Origin of the sequence: Allokutzneria oryzae, from assembly GCF_042429765.1 — a bacterium.
Lineage (GTDB): Bacteria > Actinomycetota > Actinomycetes > Mycobacteriales > Pseudonocardiaceae > Allokutzneria > Allokutzneria oryzae.
Window position 1 is genome coordinate 715,827 of record NZ_JBHLZU010000002.1, and the last position, 14,650, is coordinate 730,476.

The window sequence follows — 14,650 nt, forward strand, 5'->3', positions numbered from 1 at the left end:
CGACCGCTTCACCAGCGCCGACGTACCCTGCGGACATGTCAGAAACCCACGCCCGCAGGCGGTCGCTGCTGCGCGCGGAGCTCCGTGCCGGGGACCTTGACGCGCTGCTGGTGACCGATCTGCTCAACCTCCGCTACCTGACCGGCTTCACCGGCTCGAACGCCGCGTTGCTCGTGCACGCCGAGGACGAGGAACGCAGCGTCTTCTGCACCGACGGCCGGTACATCACGCAGTCGGAGACGCAGGTTCCGGACCTGCGGCGGGTGATCGACCGGCCCTGTGACATCGCGTTGGCGAGGTCGGCGCACGGGCGGCTGGGGTTCGAGAGCCACAAGGTGACCGTGGAGGGGCTGGACCTGCTCTCCGAAGCCGGCACCGCCGAGCTGGTGCGCGCTCCCGGACTGGTCGAGCGGCTGCGGCTGATCAAGGACGAGGCCGAGGTCGAGGCGCTGCGGATGGCGTGCGCCGCCGCCGACCGGGCGCTGGCCGACCTCGTCGAGCACGGTGGGCTGCGGCCCGGCCGCAGCGAGCTGGAGGTGGCGCGCGAGCTGGAGTCGCGGATGCTGGAGCACGGCGCCGCCGGGCCCGCGTTCGAGACCATCGCGGCCGCCGGGCCGAACTCCGCGATCCCGCACCACCGGCCCACCGGCGCCGTGCTGCGGTCCGGGGACTTCGTGAAGCTCGACTTCGGTGCGCGCGTCGACGGGTACCACTCCGACATGACCAGGACCTTCGTCCTCGGGGCCGCCGCGGACTGGCAGCGCGAGGTCTACGAGCTCGTCGCCGCCGCGCAGGCCGCCGGGCGCGCCGCGCTGGAGGTCGGGGCCAAGGTCGCCGACGTCGACGCGGCCGCCCGGTCGGTGATCGAGACCGGCGGCCACGGGGAGCGCTTCCTGCACGGGCTCGGCCACGGCGTCGGCCTCCAGGTGCACGAGGCTCCGGCTTTGTCCAAGGTGGGGGTCGGTACACTTGCCGCCGGTATGGCGGTCACCGTCGAACCCGGTGTGTACCTGGCCGGGCGGGGCGGCGTCCGCATCGAGGACACCCTCGTCGTGCGCGCCGACGCACCCGAGCTCCTCACCCTGACCACGAAGGATCTCGTGGTCGTCTAGGCGGCCTCACCCCACGGCGGGCGCTCGCCCAGACCCCCAACCCTTGAGACACCACAGGAGAGACCACCACCGTGGCCACCACCAACGACCTCAAGAACGGCCTGGTGCTCAACCTCGACGGCCAGCTCTGGACCGTCGTCGAGTTCCAGCACGTCAAGCCGGGCAAGGGCGGCGCGTTCGTGCGCACCAAGCTCAAGCACGTGCTCTCCGGCAAGGTCGTGGACAAGACCTTCAACGCCGGCACCAAGGTCGAGACCGCCACCGTGGACAAGCGGGAGATGACCTACCTGTACAAGGACGGCTCCGACTTCGTCTTCATGGACGGCGACACCTACGACCAGATCACGGTCCCCGAGGTCACCGTCGGCGACGCCGCCAAGTACATGCTGGAGAACACCTCCGCGATGGTCGCCACGCACGAGGGCGCCCCGCTGTTCGTCGAGCTCTCCGCCTCCGTCGAGCTGCTGATCCAGCACACCGACCCGGGTCTGCAGGGCGACCGCTCCACCGGTGGCACCAAGCCCGCCACCCTGGAGACCGGCGCGGAGATCCAGGTCCCGCTGTTCGTCAACACCGGCGACAAGGTCAAGGTGGACACCCGCGACGCCCGCTACCTCGGCCGCGTCAACAGCTGACATGGGCGCGCGCAGCAAGGCCAGGAAACGGGCCGTCGACGTCCTCTACGAGGCCGAGGCTCGCGAGGTGGACCCTGTCACCCTCATCTCCGAGCGGGTCGGTTCCACCGAGGTCGCCCCGGTCAACGACTACACGATCACGCTGGTCGAGGGCGTCCGGGACAACCGCGCGCGGATCGACCAGCTGATCTCCGAGCACGCCGAGGGCTGGAACCTCGGCCGGATGCCCGCGGTGGACCGCGCCATCCTGCGGATCGGGCTCTACGAGCTGCTGTGGTCGGCCGACGTGCCGGACGCGGTCGCCATCGACGAGGCGATCGAGCTGGCCAAGACGTTGTCCACCGACGACTCGCCGCGCTTCGTCAACGGTGTGCTCGGCCGGATCGCGGGCATCGCCACGCACCTGCGGGCCTCGCTCAACGGCTGAGTGCCACCGAACCCACGAGGCACCCGTGAGCCACGTGCTCCCGGGTGCCTCGTCGTGGTGCCTGCGCCGTTGGCCGAGGTCGGGCCGCTCAGTCCTCCTTGGAGGGCCTGGCCTCGGGCGGGAGCACGCCCCAGTCGATGAGCTGCTCGGTGAGCTCGCCGGGAGTCATGTCGTAGATGATCGCCAGCGAGCGCAGGTCCTCGGTGCGGATCGAGAGCACCTTGCCGTTGTAGTCGCCGCGCTGGCTCTGGATCGTCGCCGCGTAGCGGGCCAGCGGGCCCACCTTGTCCGCCGGTAGCTGCTGGAGCCGTTCGAGGTTGATCACGATCTTCGTCGCCGGTTCGGCCCCGGAGGGGACCCGGCCCTCGGGCAGCAGTTCCGCCACCGGCACGCCGTAGAAGTCGGCGAGCTCCGCCAGCTTCTGGACGGTCACCGCACGGTCGCCGCGCTCGTAGGAGCCGACGACGACCGCCTTCCAGCGGCCGCCGGACTTCTGCTCGACACCGTGCAGCGACAGTCCCTGCTGCTGGCGGATCGCGCGGAGCTTGGCGCCCAGCGCCTTGGCGTAATCGCCCATGTGGCGGTTCTCCGTTCGTTCGCCCCGTCGGCAGGCACCAGTTGCCGCAGGGAAGCTCACATCCAATACGGAGAGTAATGGTTGCTGTTCGACGTCACCAGGTCAAGCTGATCTCACTGCGGCAGGCGGGCGAGTAGTGACACACCACTCGGACGGCTGATAGCGACTTCTTGATACGGTCTGACGTGGTTGGGCAAAAGCCCTGCTAGACGTCCTTTAACGACCCGTCCAGTGAGGCGGGGAAGGAGGTCCCTCCGTGGTGTCACCTCACGGTGGCGCGGCGGATCCGGCCGAGCGGCGTGAGCTGCTGTCGGCCGGTGATGTCGCGCGCACTGTTGCCCGGATGGCCCATCAGGTCATCGAGAAGACCGCGCTCGACGCGGCCAACCGCGCGTCGGTGGTGCTGCTCGGCATCCCCTCGCGGGGCGCTCCGCTCGCGGTGCGGCTGGCCGAGAAGATCGCCGAGTTCAGCGACGTCACGGTGCCCGTCGGCGCCCTCGACATCACGCTCTACCGCGACGACCTGCGGCGCAAGCCCGCGCGTCCGCTTGAGCACACCCAGCTGCCCGAGTGCGGCGTTGACGACCGGCTGATCGTCCTCGTCGACGACGTGCTGTTCTCCGGCCGCACCGTGCGCGCCGCGCTGGACGCCCTGCGGGACCACGGTCGTCCCCGCGCCGTCCAGCTCGCCGTGCTCGTCGACCGAGGCCACCGCGAGCTGCCGATCCGCGCGGACTACGTCGGCAAGAACGTGCCCACCGCGCGCAGCGAGGACATCTCGGTTCATCTGTCCGAGGTGGACGGTCATGACGGCGTGTTCCTGAGCCAGGGGGGCGCGCGGTGAGGCACCTGCTCTCCGCCGCCGACCTCGACCTCGACACCGCCACCGCCGTTCTCGACACGGCCGCCGAGCTGAAGGCGACGCTGCTGGGCCGCGAGGTCCGCAAGCTGCCGACGCTGCGCGGCCGCACTGTGATCACGATGTTCTACGAGAACTCCACCCGCACCAGGGTCTCCTTCGAGATCGCTGGCAAGTGGATGAGCGCGGACGTGATCAACGTGTCGGCCAGCGGGTCCTCGGTGAACAAGGGCGAGTCGCTGCGCGACACCGCGCTGACGCTGTCCGCGGCGGGCGCCGACTGCGTGATCGTGCGGCACCCGGCCTCCGGCGCGGCCCACCGGCTCGCGGGCTGGCTGGGGCACACCGGAACCGGCGTGGTCAACGCGGGCGACGGCATGCACGAGCACCCCACGCAGGCGCTGCTGGACGCGGCGACCCTGCGCGAGCGCCTCGGTGACCTGCGCGGCAGGCGCATCGGGATCGTCGGCGACATCCTGCACAGCAGGGTCGCGCGCTCCAACGTCCACCTGCTGTCCACTTTGGGCGCTGAGGTCGTCCTGGTCGCACCGCCCACGCTGGTGCCGGCCGGGGTCGAGGCGTGGAAGGTTCCCGTCTCCTACGACCTCGACGCGGAACTCCCCGGGCTGGACGCGGTGATGGTGTTGCGCGTCCAGGCCGAACGCATGCACGGCGGCTTCTTCCCGTCGACGCGCGAGTACTCGATCGCCTACGGCCTCAACGAGAACCGGATGCGGCTGCTGCCGGAGCACGCGGTCGTGCTGCACCCCGGGCCGATGCTGCGCGGCATGGAGATCTCCTCCGCCGTCGCCGACTCCGACCGCGCCGCGATCGTGGACCAGGTGTCCAACGGCGTGCACGTCCGGATGGCCGTGCTCTACCACCTGCTAGTCGGAGAAGGGAATGCGCTGTGAGCGCGCTGCTGAGGGGAGTTCTCCTCTACGGCGAGGGAGAACCCGTCGACGTCCTCGTCGATGACGGGGTTATCGCGCGGATCGGCACGGATCTCGACGCCGGCGGCGCGGAGGTCGTCGACGCCAGGGGCAAGGTCCTGCTGCCCGGGTTCGTCGACCTGCACACGCACCTGCGTGAGCCGGGCCGTGAGGACACCGAGACCATCGCCACCGGGTCGGCCGCCGCCGCGCTCGGCGGCTACACCGCCGTCTTCGCGATGGCCAACACCGATCCGGTCGCCGACACCCAGCTCGTGGTCGAGCACGTGTGGCGGCAGGGCCAGGCCGTGGGGCTCGTCGACGTGCACCCGGTCGGCGCGGTCACCGTGGGGCTCAAGGGCGAGAAGCTCGCCGAGCTCGGCACCATGGCCAGATCCGCGGCGGGAGTGCGGGTCTTCAGCGACGACGGGCACTGCGTGCACGACCCGCTGCTGATGCGCAGGGCCCTGGAGTACAGCAAGGCACTGGACGCGGTCATCGCGCAGCACGCCGAGGAGCCGGAGCTCACCGTTGGCGCGCAGGCGAACGAGGGCGAGGTCGCCTCGCGGCTGGGGCTCGCCGGATGGCCCGCGGTCGCCGAGGAGGCGATCGTGGCGCGGGACTGCCTGCTGGCCAAGCACACCGGCGGCCGGCTGCACGTCTGCCATGTCTCCACCACGGGCACGGTGGACGTGCTGCGGTGGGCGAAGGCGCGCGGCACCGGCGTCTCCGCCGAGGTGACCCCGCACCACCTGCTGCTCACCGACGAGGTGCTGGCGAGCTACGACCCGGTCAACAAGGTCAACCCGCCGCTGCGCACCTCCGTGGACGTGCAGGCGCTGCGGGCCGCGCTCGCCGAGGGCATCGTCGACTGCGTCGCCACCGACCACGCCCCGCACGCCCCGCAGGACAAGGACTGCGAGTGGTCCAGCGCCCGTCCCGGCATGCTGGGTCTGCAGACCGCGCTGTCGGTCGTCGCGCACACGATGGTCGCCACCGAGCTGCTGGACTGGCGCGGCGTGGCCAGGGTGATGAGCGAGCGCCCAGCGCAGATCGCCGGGCTGCCCGACCAGGGCCGCCCGCTGGCCGAGGGCGAGCCCGCCAACCTCGCGCTGGTCGACCCGGACGCGCGCTGGACCGTGCGTGGATCGGAGTTCGCCAGCATCGCCGCCAACACCCCGTTCGAGGGCATGGAGCTGCCCGCCCGGGTGGTCATGACCATGCTGCGCGGGCGGATCACCGCCCACGAGGGAAAGGTGTGCGGCTGATGCGTGCGCTGCTCACCCTGATCCTGGTCGGCCTGCTGGTGCTGACCCTGCTGGCGATGCTGCGCGGGTGGCGCTACCGCGCCCGCCGCCAGTCCGCCGTCATGCCCGGGTTCTTCGCCCCGCCGGACACCCTCACCGCCGACCTGCTTCCCCCGCTGCGCGGTGTCTACGTCGGCACCGTGCACGCGGGCGACTGGCACGACCGGATCGCCGTCGGCGACATCGGCTACCGCGCCGAGGCGACCGTGCGTCTCACCGCCGAGGGACTGCTCGTCGAACGCGTCGGCGCCAGTCCACTGTGGATTCCCGCGCAGACTGTCCGCGGCGCCCGTGCCGCGCGCGGCCTCGCGGGCAAGGCCATGGGCATCAAGGGCGTGTTCGTCGTGACATGGGCCCTCGACGAGAACTGGCTGCTGGACAGCGGGTTCCGCGGCGATGACCGTTCGGTTTACCCCGAGTGGGAGGCCGCGTTGCAGAGTATTGCTCCGGCTCCCACCCCCGACCACGAAGGGAATTCTGCGCGATGAGTTCTCGCACCCCCGCTGTCCTGGTGCTCGAGGACGGCAGAAGCTTCCGTGGCGAGTCCTACGGAGCCCTCGGCCGCAGCCTCGGCGAGGTGGTGTTCTCCACCGCCATGACCGGCTACCAGGAGACGCTGACCGATCCCTCCTACCACCGCCAGATCGTGGTGCAGACCGCGCCGCAGATCGGCAACACCGGCTGGAACGACGAGGACGACGAGTCCGAGCGGATCTGGGTCGCCGGGTACGTCGTGCGCGACCCCGCGCGCGTGCCGTCCAACTGGCGCTCGGTCCGCTCGCTCGACGACGAGCTGGTCCAGCAGGGCGTCGTCGGCATCTCCGGGGTGGACACCCGCACCCTGACCCGGCACATCCGCGAGCGCGGCGCCATGCGCGCCGGGATCTTCTCCGGCGACGCCCTCGCCGACGTCGACCGGTTGGTCGCCGAGGTGCGCAAGGCACCGGAGATGGCCGGGTCCGACCTCGCCGGGGACGTCACCACGAAGCAGCCCTACGTCGTCAAGGCCGACGGCGAGCGCCGGTTCACCGTGGCCGCGCTGGACCTGGGCATCAAGTCCAACACCCCGCGGATGATGGCCGCGCGCGGCATCGAGGTGCACGTGCTGCCGCTGGCCTCCTCCGTGGAGGACGTGCTGGCCGTGAACCCGGACGGCGTGTTCCTGTCCAACGGGCCGGGCGACCCGGCCACCCAGGACCACGCGGTCGCGCTCACCAGGGAGCTCCTCGGCCGCCGCGTCCCGCTGTTCGGCATCTGCTTCGGCAACCAGGTGCTCGGCCGCGCGCTCGGTCGCGGCACCTACAAGATGCGCTACGGCCACCGGGGCATCAACATCCCGGTGATCGACGTGGCCACCGGCAAGGTCGCCATCACCGCCCAGAACCACGGCTTCGCCGTCGAGGGCACGCCGGGGGAGCGCTTCGACTCCGACTTCGGCGCCGCCCAGGTCAGCCACTACTGCCCCAACGACGACACCGTCGAAGGACTGCGCTGCCTGGACGTTCCCGCGTTCAGCGTGCAGTACCACCCCGAGGCCGCAGCGGGTCCGCACGACGCCGCGCCCTTGTTCGACCAGTTCGTCGAGCTCATGGACGGGAAGAACTGATGCCCAAGCGCACCGACATCAAGCACGTCCTGGTCATCGGCTCCGGTCCGATCGTGATCGGCCAGGCGTGCGAGTTCGACTACTCCGGGACCCAGGCCTGCCGCGTGCTGCGCGCGGAGGGCCTGCGGGTCAGCCTGGTCAACTCCAACCCGGCGACGATCATGACCGACCCGGAGTTCGCCGACGCCACCTACGTCGAGCCGATCACGCCGGAGTTCGTCGAGAAGGTCATCGCGACCGAGCGCCCCGACGCCATCCTGGCCACCCTCGGCGGCCAGACCGCGCTGAACACCGCGGTCGCGCTGCACGAGCGCGGCGTGCTGGAGAAGTACGGGGTCGAGCTGATCGGCGCCGACATCGACGCCATCCAGCGCGGCGAGGACCGGCAGAAGTTCAAGGACATCGTGGCCTCCATCGGCGGCGAGACCCCGCGCAGCCGGGTCTGCCACTCGATGGACGAGGTCCGCGAGACCGTGGCCGAGCTCGGCCTGCCGGTGGTCATCCGGCCCAGCTTCACCATGGGCGGCCTCGGCTCCGGCATGGCGCACACGCACGAGGAGCTGGAGCGCATCGCCTCCACCGGCCTCGCGGAGAGCCCGGTCACCGAGGTGCTCATCGAGGAGAGCGTGCTCGGCTGGAAGGAGTACGAGCTCGAGCTCATGCGCGACCGGCGCGACAACGTGGTGGTCGTCTGCTCCATCGAGAACATCGACCCGATGGGCGTGCACACCGGCGACTCGGTGACCGTGGCCCCGGCGATGACCCTGACCGACCGCGAGTTCCAGCACATGCGCGACGTCGGCATCGACGTGCTGCGCGCGGTGGGCGTGGACACCGGCGGCTGCAACATCCAGTTCGCCATCCACCCGGAGACCGGCCGCATGGTCGTCATCGAGATGAACCCGAGGGTCTCGCGCTCCTCGGCGCTGGCGTCCAAGGCCACCGGCTTCCCGATCGCCAAGATCGCCGCGAAGCTGGCCATCGGCTACACCCTCGACGAGATCCGCAACGACATCACCGGCGAGACCCCGGCCAGCTTCGAGCCGACGCTGGACTACGTGGTCGTCAAGGTGCCGAGGTTCGCCTTCGAGAAGTTCCCCGGCGCGGACCCGACGCTGACCACGACGATGAAGAGCGTCGGCGAGGCCATGTCCATGGGCCGCAACTTCCCCGAGGCGCTGGGCAAGGTCCTGCGCTCGATGGAGACCAAGGCGGCCGGGTTCTGGACGCTGCCGGACCCCGACGTGACGCTGGAGGACACCCTCGAAGCCCTGAAGCAGGGCCACGACGGGCGGCTCTACACCGTCGACCGGGCGCTGCGGCTGGGCGCGACCGTGGAGCAGGTCTGCCAGGCCTCCGGGATCGACCCGTGGTTCGTCGACCAGATCGCCGCGCTGATCGAGCTGCGCCAGGAGATCGAGTCGGCCCCCGTGCTCGACGAGCACCTGCTGCGCCGCGCCAAGCGCAACGGCCTGTCCGACCGGCAGCTCGCCGTGCTGCGGCCGGAGCTGGCCGGTGAGGACGGCGTGCGTGCGCTGCGGCACCGGCTCGGCGTGCGGCCGGTGTTCAAGACGGTGGACACCTGTGCCGCGGAGTTCGCCGCGAACACGCCGTACCACTACTCCGCCTACGAGCTGGACCCCGACGCGGAGTGCGAGGTCACCGAGCAGCGGGACCGGCAGAAGGTGCTGATCCTGGGCTCCGGCCCGAACCGGATCGGCCAGGGCATCGAGTTCGACTACTCGTGCGTGCACGCGGCCATGGCGCTGCGCGACGCCGGGTTCGAGACCGTCATGATCAACTGCAACCCGGAGACGGTCTCCACCGACTACGACACCTCCGACCGCCTGTACTTCGAGCCGCTGACCTTCGAGGACGTCCTGGAGGTCGTGCACTCCGAGCAGCGGTCGGGCACGGTCGCCGGGGTGATCGTCCAGCTCGGCGGCCAGACCCCGCTCGGCCTGGCGCAGCGGCTGGCCGACGCGGGCGTGCCGATCGTGGGCACCCCGCCGGAGGCCATCCACCTCGCCGAGGAGCGCGGCGCGTTCGGCGAGGTGCTCACCTCCGCCGGGCTGCCGGCGCCGAAGTACGGCATGGCCACCTCGTTCGAGGGCGCCAAGCGGATCGCCGACGAGATCGGCTACCCGGTGCTGGTGCGGCCCTCCTACGTGCTGGGCGGGCGCGGTATGGAAATCGTCTACGACGAGGACACCCTGGCCGGCTACATCGCCAGGGCCACCGAGGTCAGCCCGGAGCACCCGGTGCTGGTCGACCGGTTCCTCGACGACGCCATCGAGATCGACGTGGACGCGCTCTGCGACGGCCAGGAGGTCTACCTCGGCGGCGTCATGGAGCACATCGAGGAGGCGGGCATCCACTCCGGTGACTCGGCGTGCGCCCTGCCGCCGATCACCCTGGGCCGCACGGACCTGGAGGCGGTCCGCCGCACCACCGAGGCCATCGCCCGCGGTGTCGGCGTGCGCGGCCTGCTGAACGTGCAGTACGCGCTCAAGGACGACGTGCTCTACGTGCTGGAGGCCAACCCGCGCGCCTCGCGGACCGTGCCGTTCGTGTCCAAGGCCACCGCGGTGCCGCTGGCCAAGGCGGCGGCCAGGATCGCGCTCGGCGCGAAGATCTCCGAGCTGCGCGACGAGGGCCTGCTGCCAGCGCACGGCGACGGCGGCGACCTGCCCGTCTCCGCCCCGGTCGCGGTGAAGGAGGCGGTCCTGCCGTTCCACCGCTTCCGCACCCCCGACGGCCGCGGCGTGGACTCGCTGCTCGGCCCGGAGATGAAGTCCACCGGCGAGGTGATGGGCATCGACGCGTCCTTCGGTAAGGCATATGCCAAATCGCAGGCCGCTTCGTACGGGTCTTTGCCCACCAGCGGCCGCGTCTTCGTCTCGGTGGCCAACCGCGACAAGCGCTCGATGATCTTCCCGGTCAAGCGGCTCGCCGACCTCGGCTTCGAAGTTCTTGCCACCGACGGCACTGCCGAGGTGCTCCGGCGCAACGGCATCCCGTGCACGGTCGTGCGCAAGCACTTCGAGGGCGAGCACAACGTGGTCGACTCGATCCTGGCCGGCGAGGTGGACATGGTGATCAACACCCCGTACGGCAACCACGGGCCCCGGCTGGACGGCTACGAGATCCGCACGGCGGCCGTGGCCAGGGACATCCCGTGCGTCACCACGGTCCAGGGCGCCGCTGCCGCTGTGCACGGCATCGAGGCCCTGATCAGGGGCGACATCGGGGTGCGCTCGCTGCAGGAGCTGCAGGCGGCGGTGCGCGAGGCCCGCAAGTGACCGCGGGAACCGGCCGCGTCCCGTTCGGGGCGCGGCTGGTCTCCGCCGTCGCCGAACGGGGCGCGCTGTGCGTGGGCATCGACCCGCATCCGGGCCTGCTGGAGGCGTGGGGGCTGCCGGTGGACGCCGGGGGCCTTGAGCGCTTCGCCCTGACCGCTGTGGAGGCGCTGGCGGGCACCGTGGCCGTGCTGAAGCCGCAGTCGGCGTTCTTCGAGGCGCACGGTTCGCGCGGGGTGGCGGTCCTGGAGCGGGTGATCGCGGAGTCGCGTCAGGCCGGGGCGTTGGTCCTGTTGGACGTCAAGCGCGGCGACATCGGATCAACCATGTCGGCGTACGCCAACGCCTACTTGGCCGATTCCTCGCCCTTGGCGGCCGATGCGGTGACCCTCTCGCCGTTCCTCGGCTTCGGCTCGCTGGAGCCCGCGCTCGCCCTCGCCGAGCGCACCGGCAGGGGGGTGTTCGTGCTCGCGAGGACCTCCAATCCGGAGGGTCCCCAGGTGCAGACCGCGACCCTGGCCGACGGCGGCCGCAGCGTCGCCCAGGCCATGGCCGACGAGGCCGCCGCGCGCAACGCCGGCGCCGATCCGCTGGGCTCGGTCGGGCTGGTCGTCGGAGCGACCGTCGGCCGGACGGGGCTGGACTTTTCGCAGGTCAACGGGCCTTTTCTGGCTCCGGGCATCGGTGCGCAGGGCGCAACGGCGCAGGACCTGAGAACGGTCTTCGGCGATCGGCTGGCGCACGTTCTGCCCGCCACTTCCCGCGACGTTCTGCGGCATGGTCCCGGGGTCGCGGAAGTGCGCTCGGCGGCATTGCGCGCCGTTGAGTCGATAGCCGCTTCGCTCGCTGTCTGAGGCCCCGAAAGCGCGCGGGAAAACCACGCCAATCGCCCACCTGTGCGGCCTCGTGCAACACAGGTTGTTTCGGCTCGCGTACGAAATATGTGATCTAGGAGTTCGGGTGCCTTGTAGCGGGTCAGTAGCGGTGAAGCCGCCGGTACTGGTAGTACTTGCGCCCGGTGCCGATCGTTTCCGGGAATGCCGTGCGGGTGATACCGCTTTCAACGGGATTCGCGGGTAACGTTCGCAGACCGTCCGCCGCGAGGAGGACAACCCGAATGGGTAGTCATCCTCAGGACTGATGTCGAATGCGGGGCGCGACGGACACTGTCGCAAGAGATGTGTTCGGATGTTCGACCCGCGTTGTGTCGTGTCAGACCCGGTCGGTACGGTCGCCGCACCGTTCCTACTGGATAAACCCCCACCCCACGGAGGATGATCGTGGCCCTTCCCCAGCTGACCGAGGAGCAGCGGGCTGCAGCGTTGGAGAAGGCGGCTGCTGCTCGTCGCGTTCGCGCTGAGCTCAAGGAGCGCCTCAAGCGCGGCGGCACCAACCTCAAGGAGGTGCTGCACTCCGCGGAGAGCGACGAGATCCTGGGCAAGATGAAGGTCTCGGCGCTGCTCGAGGCCCTGCCCGGCGTCGGCAAGGTCCGCGCCGCCCAGATCATGGAGCGCCTCGAGATCGCCAACAGCCGCCGTCTTCGTGGTCTCGGCGACCGTCAGCGCAAGGCGCTGCTCGCGGAGTTCAGCGCAGAGTGACCGCGGATCGGCCGGGGCCGGGCGACGCCATCGCCCGGCCCCGGCTCACCGTTGTCTCGGGGCCCTCGGGCGTCGGCAAGTCGAGCGTGCTGGCCGAGGTCCGCAGGCTGGCCCCGGACCTCTACTTCAGCGTCTCGGCGACGACCAGGTCCCCGCGCCCCGGCGAGATCGACGGGACGCACTACCACTTCGTCGACCGGGACCGGTTCCAGCACATGATCGACTCGGGCGAGATGCTGGAGCACGCCGAGTACGCGGGCAACCACTACGGCACGCCGAGGGGCCCGGTCCTGGCCGCGCTCGACGCGGGGCGCCCCGCGATCCTGGAGATCGAGCTCCAGGGCGCCCGGCTGGTCCGGGAGGCGATGCCCGAGGCCCGGCTGGTGATGCTGATGCCGCCGTCGTGGGAGGTGCTGGTCGACCGGCTCACCGGACGAGGCACCGAGGATCCCGCCGTCGTGGAGCGCAGGCTCCGGGTGGCCCGCGAGGAGCTGGCCGCCGCTGAGGAGTTCGACCACCACGTCGTCAACGCCGACGTGCGGCAGGCCGCGGCCGAGTTGGTAAACTTGGTGGTCGGCCCGCCTGGATCGCGTAGCAAGGCCGCGGACAGCACCGCCGCTACATCATCCGGGGCCGTGACGACCGACTAGGTCGCACCCCGGATTTACCGACCGCATGGAGCAATCTCAGTGACGATCCCCGCAGAGCTGGGCGCGCTCGCGCAGCCGATCACCGGCGCCGAGGGCATCACCAACCCGCCCATCGACGACCTGCTTGAGAAGGTCAGCTCGAAGTACGCCCTGGTGATCTACTCCGCCAAGCGCGCGCGGCAGATCAACGACTACTACGCCCAGCTCGGCGAGGGCCTGCTGGAGTACGTCGGCCCGCTCGTGGAGCCGGGCCCGCGCGAGAAGCCGCTGTCGATCGCGCTGCGCGAGATCCACGCCGGAATGCTCGAGCACACCGAAGGCGAGTGAGCACCGCGAGGTGAGCACCACCGACGGGACCCGCCCTCGGGTCGTTCTCGGAGTGGCCGGTGGCATCGCCGCCTTCAAGGCGTGCGACCTGCTGCGCAGGCTGACCGAGACCGGCCACGAGGTGCGGGTCGTTCCCACTTCGGCCGCGTTGAACTTCGTGGGCGCGGCCACCTTCGAGGCGCTGTCCGGCAACCCGGTGCACACCGGGGTCTTCGCCGACGTGCCCGAGGTCCCGCACGTGCGCCTGGGGCAGACCGCCGACCTGGTCGTTGTCGCCCCCGCCACCGCGGACCTGCTGGCCAAGGCCGCACACGGGCTGGCCGACGACCTGCTGACCAACACCCTGCTGACCGCGCGCTGCCCGGTGCTGCTGGTCCCGGCGATGCACACCGAGATGTGGGAGCACCCGGCGACCAGGGCCAACGTGGCGCTGCTGCGCGAGCGGGGCGTGGTCGTCGCCGAACCGGCCAGCGGCAGGCTGACCGGCAAGGACAGCGGCAAGGGCCGGCTGCCCGAGCCCGCCGAGATCGCGGAGCTGTGCCGGCTGCTGCTGGCCCGCCGCGACGCGCTGCCCCGCGACCTGGAGGGCAGGCGAGTCGTCATCTCCGCGGGCGGCACCCGCGAGCCACTGGACCCGGTGCGGTTCCTGGGCAACCGCTCCTCCGGGCGGCAGGGCTTCGCGCTCGCCCGCGTCGCCGCCCAGCGGGGCGCGACGGTCACCCTGGTCGCCGCGCACACCGCGGACCTGGGCACGCCCGCCGGGGTGGACCTGGTCCGGGTGGGCACGGCGCTGGAGCTGCGCGAGGCGGTGCGAGAGGCCGCCAAGGCCGCCGACGTCGTGGTGATGGCCGCGGCCGTCGCGGACTTCCGGCCGGCCGAGCTCGCCGAGCACAAGATCAAGAAGTCGGATGACCGGCCCGATCCCGTGGTGGAACTCACCCGCAACCCGGACATTCTGGCCGAACTGGTTGTACACCGTTTCCCTGGACAGCTCGTGGTCGGCTTCGCCGCCGAGACCGGCGACGCCGACGGGACGCCGCTGGAACACGGCCGCGCCAAGCTCGCGCGCAAGGGCTGCGACCTGCTGGTTGTCAACGCGGTCGGGGACGGGCGGGCCTTCGAGGTCGAGCAGAACTCCGGCTGGCTGCTGGCCTCGGCGGACGGCGGCGCGACCGCCGTCGAGCTCCCACTTGGTGAGAAGACTGAACTCGCGGCGCAGCTCTGGGACGCTGTGAGCAAGAAGCTTGAATACGTCGCTTCGGGCGCGTAGACCAGCGAAGTACGCTGGCCCGGCCATTTCGGGGCCGAGAACACATCTTTG

15 protein-coding genes are annotated in these 14,650 nt (G+C 70.9%); 14 read left to right on the forward strand and 1 reads right to left on the reverse strand.

All coding sequences use genetic code 11. The annotated features are described in order from the left end of the window. Positions 1-35: 35 nt before the first annotated feature. From ACFFQA_RS03650 to nusB, 3 genes are all read left to right on the forward strand, one after another. The gene (locus ACFFQA_RS03650) at positions 36-1,112 is read left to right on the forward strand and encodes a M24 family metallopeptidase (RefSeq protein ID WP_377850121.1); all 1,077 of its coding nucleotides are present in this window, start codon (positions 36-38) and stop codon (positions 1,110-1,112) included. Between the two features lie 71 nt (positions 1,113-1,183). Continuing rightward, entirely contained in the window at positions 1,184-1,747 is a 564-nt protein-coding gene (gene efp, locus ACFFQA_RS03655) for an elongation factor P (protein ID WP_377850122.1), read from the forward strand. A 1-nt stretch (position 1,748) separates the two neighbouring features. Then, entirely contained in the window at positions 1,749-2,174 is a 426-nt protein-coding gene (nusB, locus tag ACFFQA_RS03660) for a transcription antitermination factor NusB (RefSeq protein ID WP_377850123.1), read from the forward strand. Between the two features lie 88 nt (positions 2,175-2,262). Here nusB and bldD read toward each other — a convergent pair whose 3' ends face one another. Continuing rightward, positions 2,263-2,751: a transcriptional regulator BldD gene (gene bldD / locus ACFFQA_RS03665; RefSeq protein WP_030430051.1), complete on the reverse strand. Its 489-nt coding sequence runs from the start codon at positions 2,749-2,751 to the stop codon at positions 2,263-2,265. Positions 2,752-3,007: 256 nt separating this feature from the next. Between bldD and pyrR the strand changes: the two genes are divergently transcribed. The 11 genes from pyrR (at position 3,008) to coaBC (ending at position 14,599) form a co-directional block, all read left to right on the forward strand. Further along, positions 3,008-3,595 (forward strand): bifunctional pyr operon transcriptional regulator/uracil phosphoribosyltransferase PyrR, encoded by a 588-nt coding sequence (gene pyrR / locus ACFFQA_RS03670; RefSeq protein WP_377850124.1) that lies wholly within the window; start codon positions 3,008-3,010, stop codon positions 3,593-3,595. After that, the gene (locus tag ACFFQA_RS03675; RefSeq protein ID WP_377850125.1) at positions 3,592-4,524 is read left to right on the forward strand and encodes an aspartate carbamoyltransferase catalytic subunit; all 933 of its coding nucleotides are present in this window, start codon (positions 3,592-3,594) and stop codon (positions 4,522-4,524) included. Before pyrR ends, ACFFQA_RS03675 begins: the two co-directional genes overlap by 4 nt. Next, positions 4,521-5,810 carry a dihydroorotase gene (locus tag ACFFQA_RS03680; protein ID WP_377850126.1) on the forward strand — a complete coding sequence of 430 codons (1,290 nt, stop codon included), beginning with the start codon at positions 4,521-4,523 and terminating at the stop codon, positions 5,808-5,810. The genes ACFFQA_RS03675 and ACFFQA_RS03680 overlap by 4 nt, the downstream gene beginning before the upstream one ends. Next, a complete protein-coding gene (locus ACFFQA_RS03685; protein ID WP_377850127.1) occupies positions 5,810-6,337 on the forward strand; it encodes a PH-like domain-containing protein in 528 nt (175 codons plus the stop codon). Before ACFFQA_RS03680 ends, ACFFQA_RS03685 begins: the two co-directional genes overlap by 1 nt. Beyond that, the gene (gene carA / locus ACFFQA_RS03690; protein ID WP_377850128.1) at positions 6,334-7,455 is read left to right on the forward strand and encodes a glutamine-hydrolyzing carbamoyl-phosphate synthase small subunit; all 1,122 of its coding nucleotides are present in this window, start codon (positions 6,334-6,336) and stop codon (positions 7,453-7,455) included. Before ACFFQA_RS03685 ends, carA begins: the two co-directional genes overlap by 4 nt. Further along, positions 7,455-10,757: a carbamoyl-phosphate synthase large subunit gene (gene carB, locus ACFFQA_RS03695; RefSeq protein ID WP_377850129.1), complete on the forward strand. Its 3,303-nt coding sequence runs from the start codon at positions 7,455-7,457 to the stop codon at positions 10,755-10,757. Before carA ends, carB begins: the two co-directional genes overlap by 1 nt. Next, positions 10,754-11,608, forward strand: a complete 855-nt coding sequence (gene pyrF / locus ACFFQA_RS03700) for an orotidine-5'-phosphate decarboxylase (RefSeq protein ID WP_377850130.1) — start codon at positions 10,754-10,756, stop codon at positions 11,606-11,608. Before carB ends, pyrF begins: the two co-directional genes overlap by 4 nt. 426 nt (positions 11,609-12,034) lie before the next feature. Continuing rightward, a complete protein-coding gene (gene mihF / locus ACFFQA_RS03705; RefSeq protein ID WP_377850131.1) occupies positions 12,035-12,352 on the forward strand; it encodes an integration host factor, actinobacterial type in 318 nt (105 codons plus the stop codon). Continuing rightward, entirely contained in the window at positions 12,349-13,002 is a 654-nt protein-coding gene (gmk, locus tag ACFFQA_RS03710) for a guanylate kinase (RefSeq protein ID WP_377850132.1), read from the forward strand. The genes mihF and gmk overlap by 4 nt, the downstream gene beginning before the upstream one ends. Positions 13,003-13,041: 39 nt before the next feature. Further along, positions 13,042-13,329, forward strand: a complete 288-nt coding sequence (gene rpoZ / locus ACFFQA_RS03715) for a DNA-directed RNA polymerase subunit omega (protein WP_052407405.1) — start codon at positions 13,042-13,044, stop codon at positions 13,327-13,329. Between the two features lie 10 nt (positions 13,330-13,339). After that, entirely contained in the window at positions 13,340-14,599 is a 1,260-nt protein-coding gene (gene coaBC, locus ACFFQA_RS03720; RefSeq protein ID WP_377850133.1) for a bifunctional phosphopantothenoylcysteine decarboxylase/phosphopantothenate--cysteine ligase CoaBC, read from the forward strand. Positions 14,600-14,650: the final 51 nt, after the last annotated feature.

Coding starts and splice junctions, on each gene's coding strand:
- ACFFQA_RS03650 (WP_377850121.1), top strand. CDS start 36: ATGTCAGAAACCCACGCCCGCAGGCGGTCGCTGCTGCGCGCGGAGCTC.
- nusB (WP_377850123.1), top strand. CDS start 1,749: ATGGGCGCGCGCAGCAAGGCCAGGAAACGGGCCGTCGACGTCCTCTAC.
- bldD (WP_030430051.1), bottom strand. CDS start 2,751: ATGGGCGATTACGCCAAGGCGCTGGGCGCCAAGCTCCGCGCGATCCGC.
- ACFFQA_RS03685 (WP_377850127.1), top strand. CDS start 5,810: ATGCGTGCGCTGCTCACCCTGATCCTGGTCGGCCTGCTGGTGCTGACC.
- carA (WP_377850128.1), top strand. CDS start 6,334: ATGAGTTCTCGCACCCCCGCTGTCCTGGTGCTCGAGGACGGCAGAAGC.
- carB (WP_377850129.1), top strand. CDS start 7,455: ATGCCCAAGCGCACCGACATCAAGCACGTCCTGGTCATCGGCTCCGGT.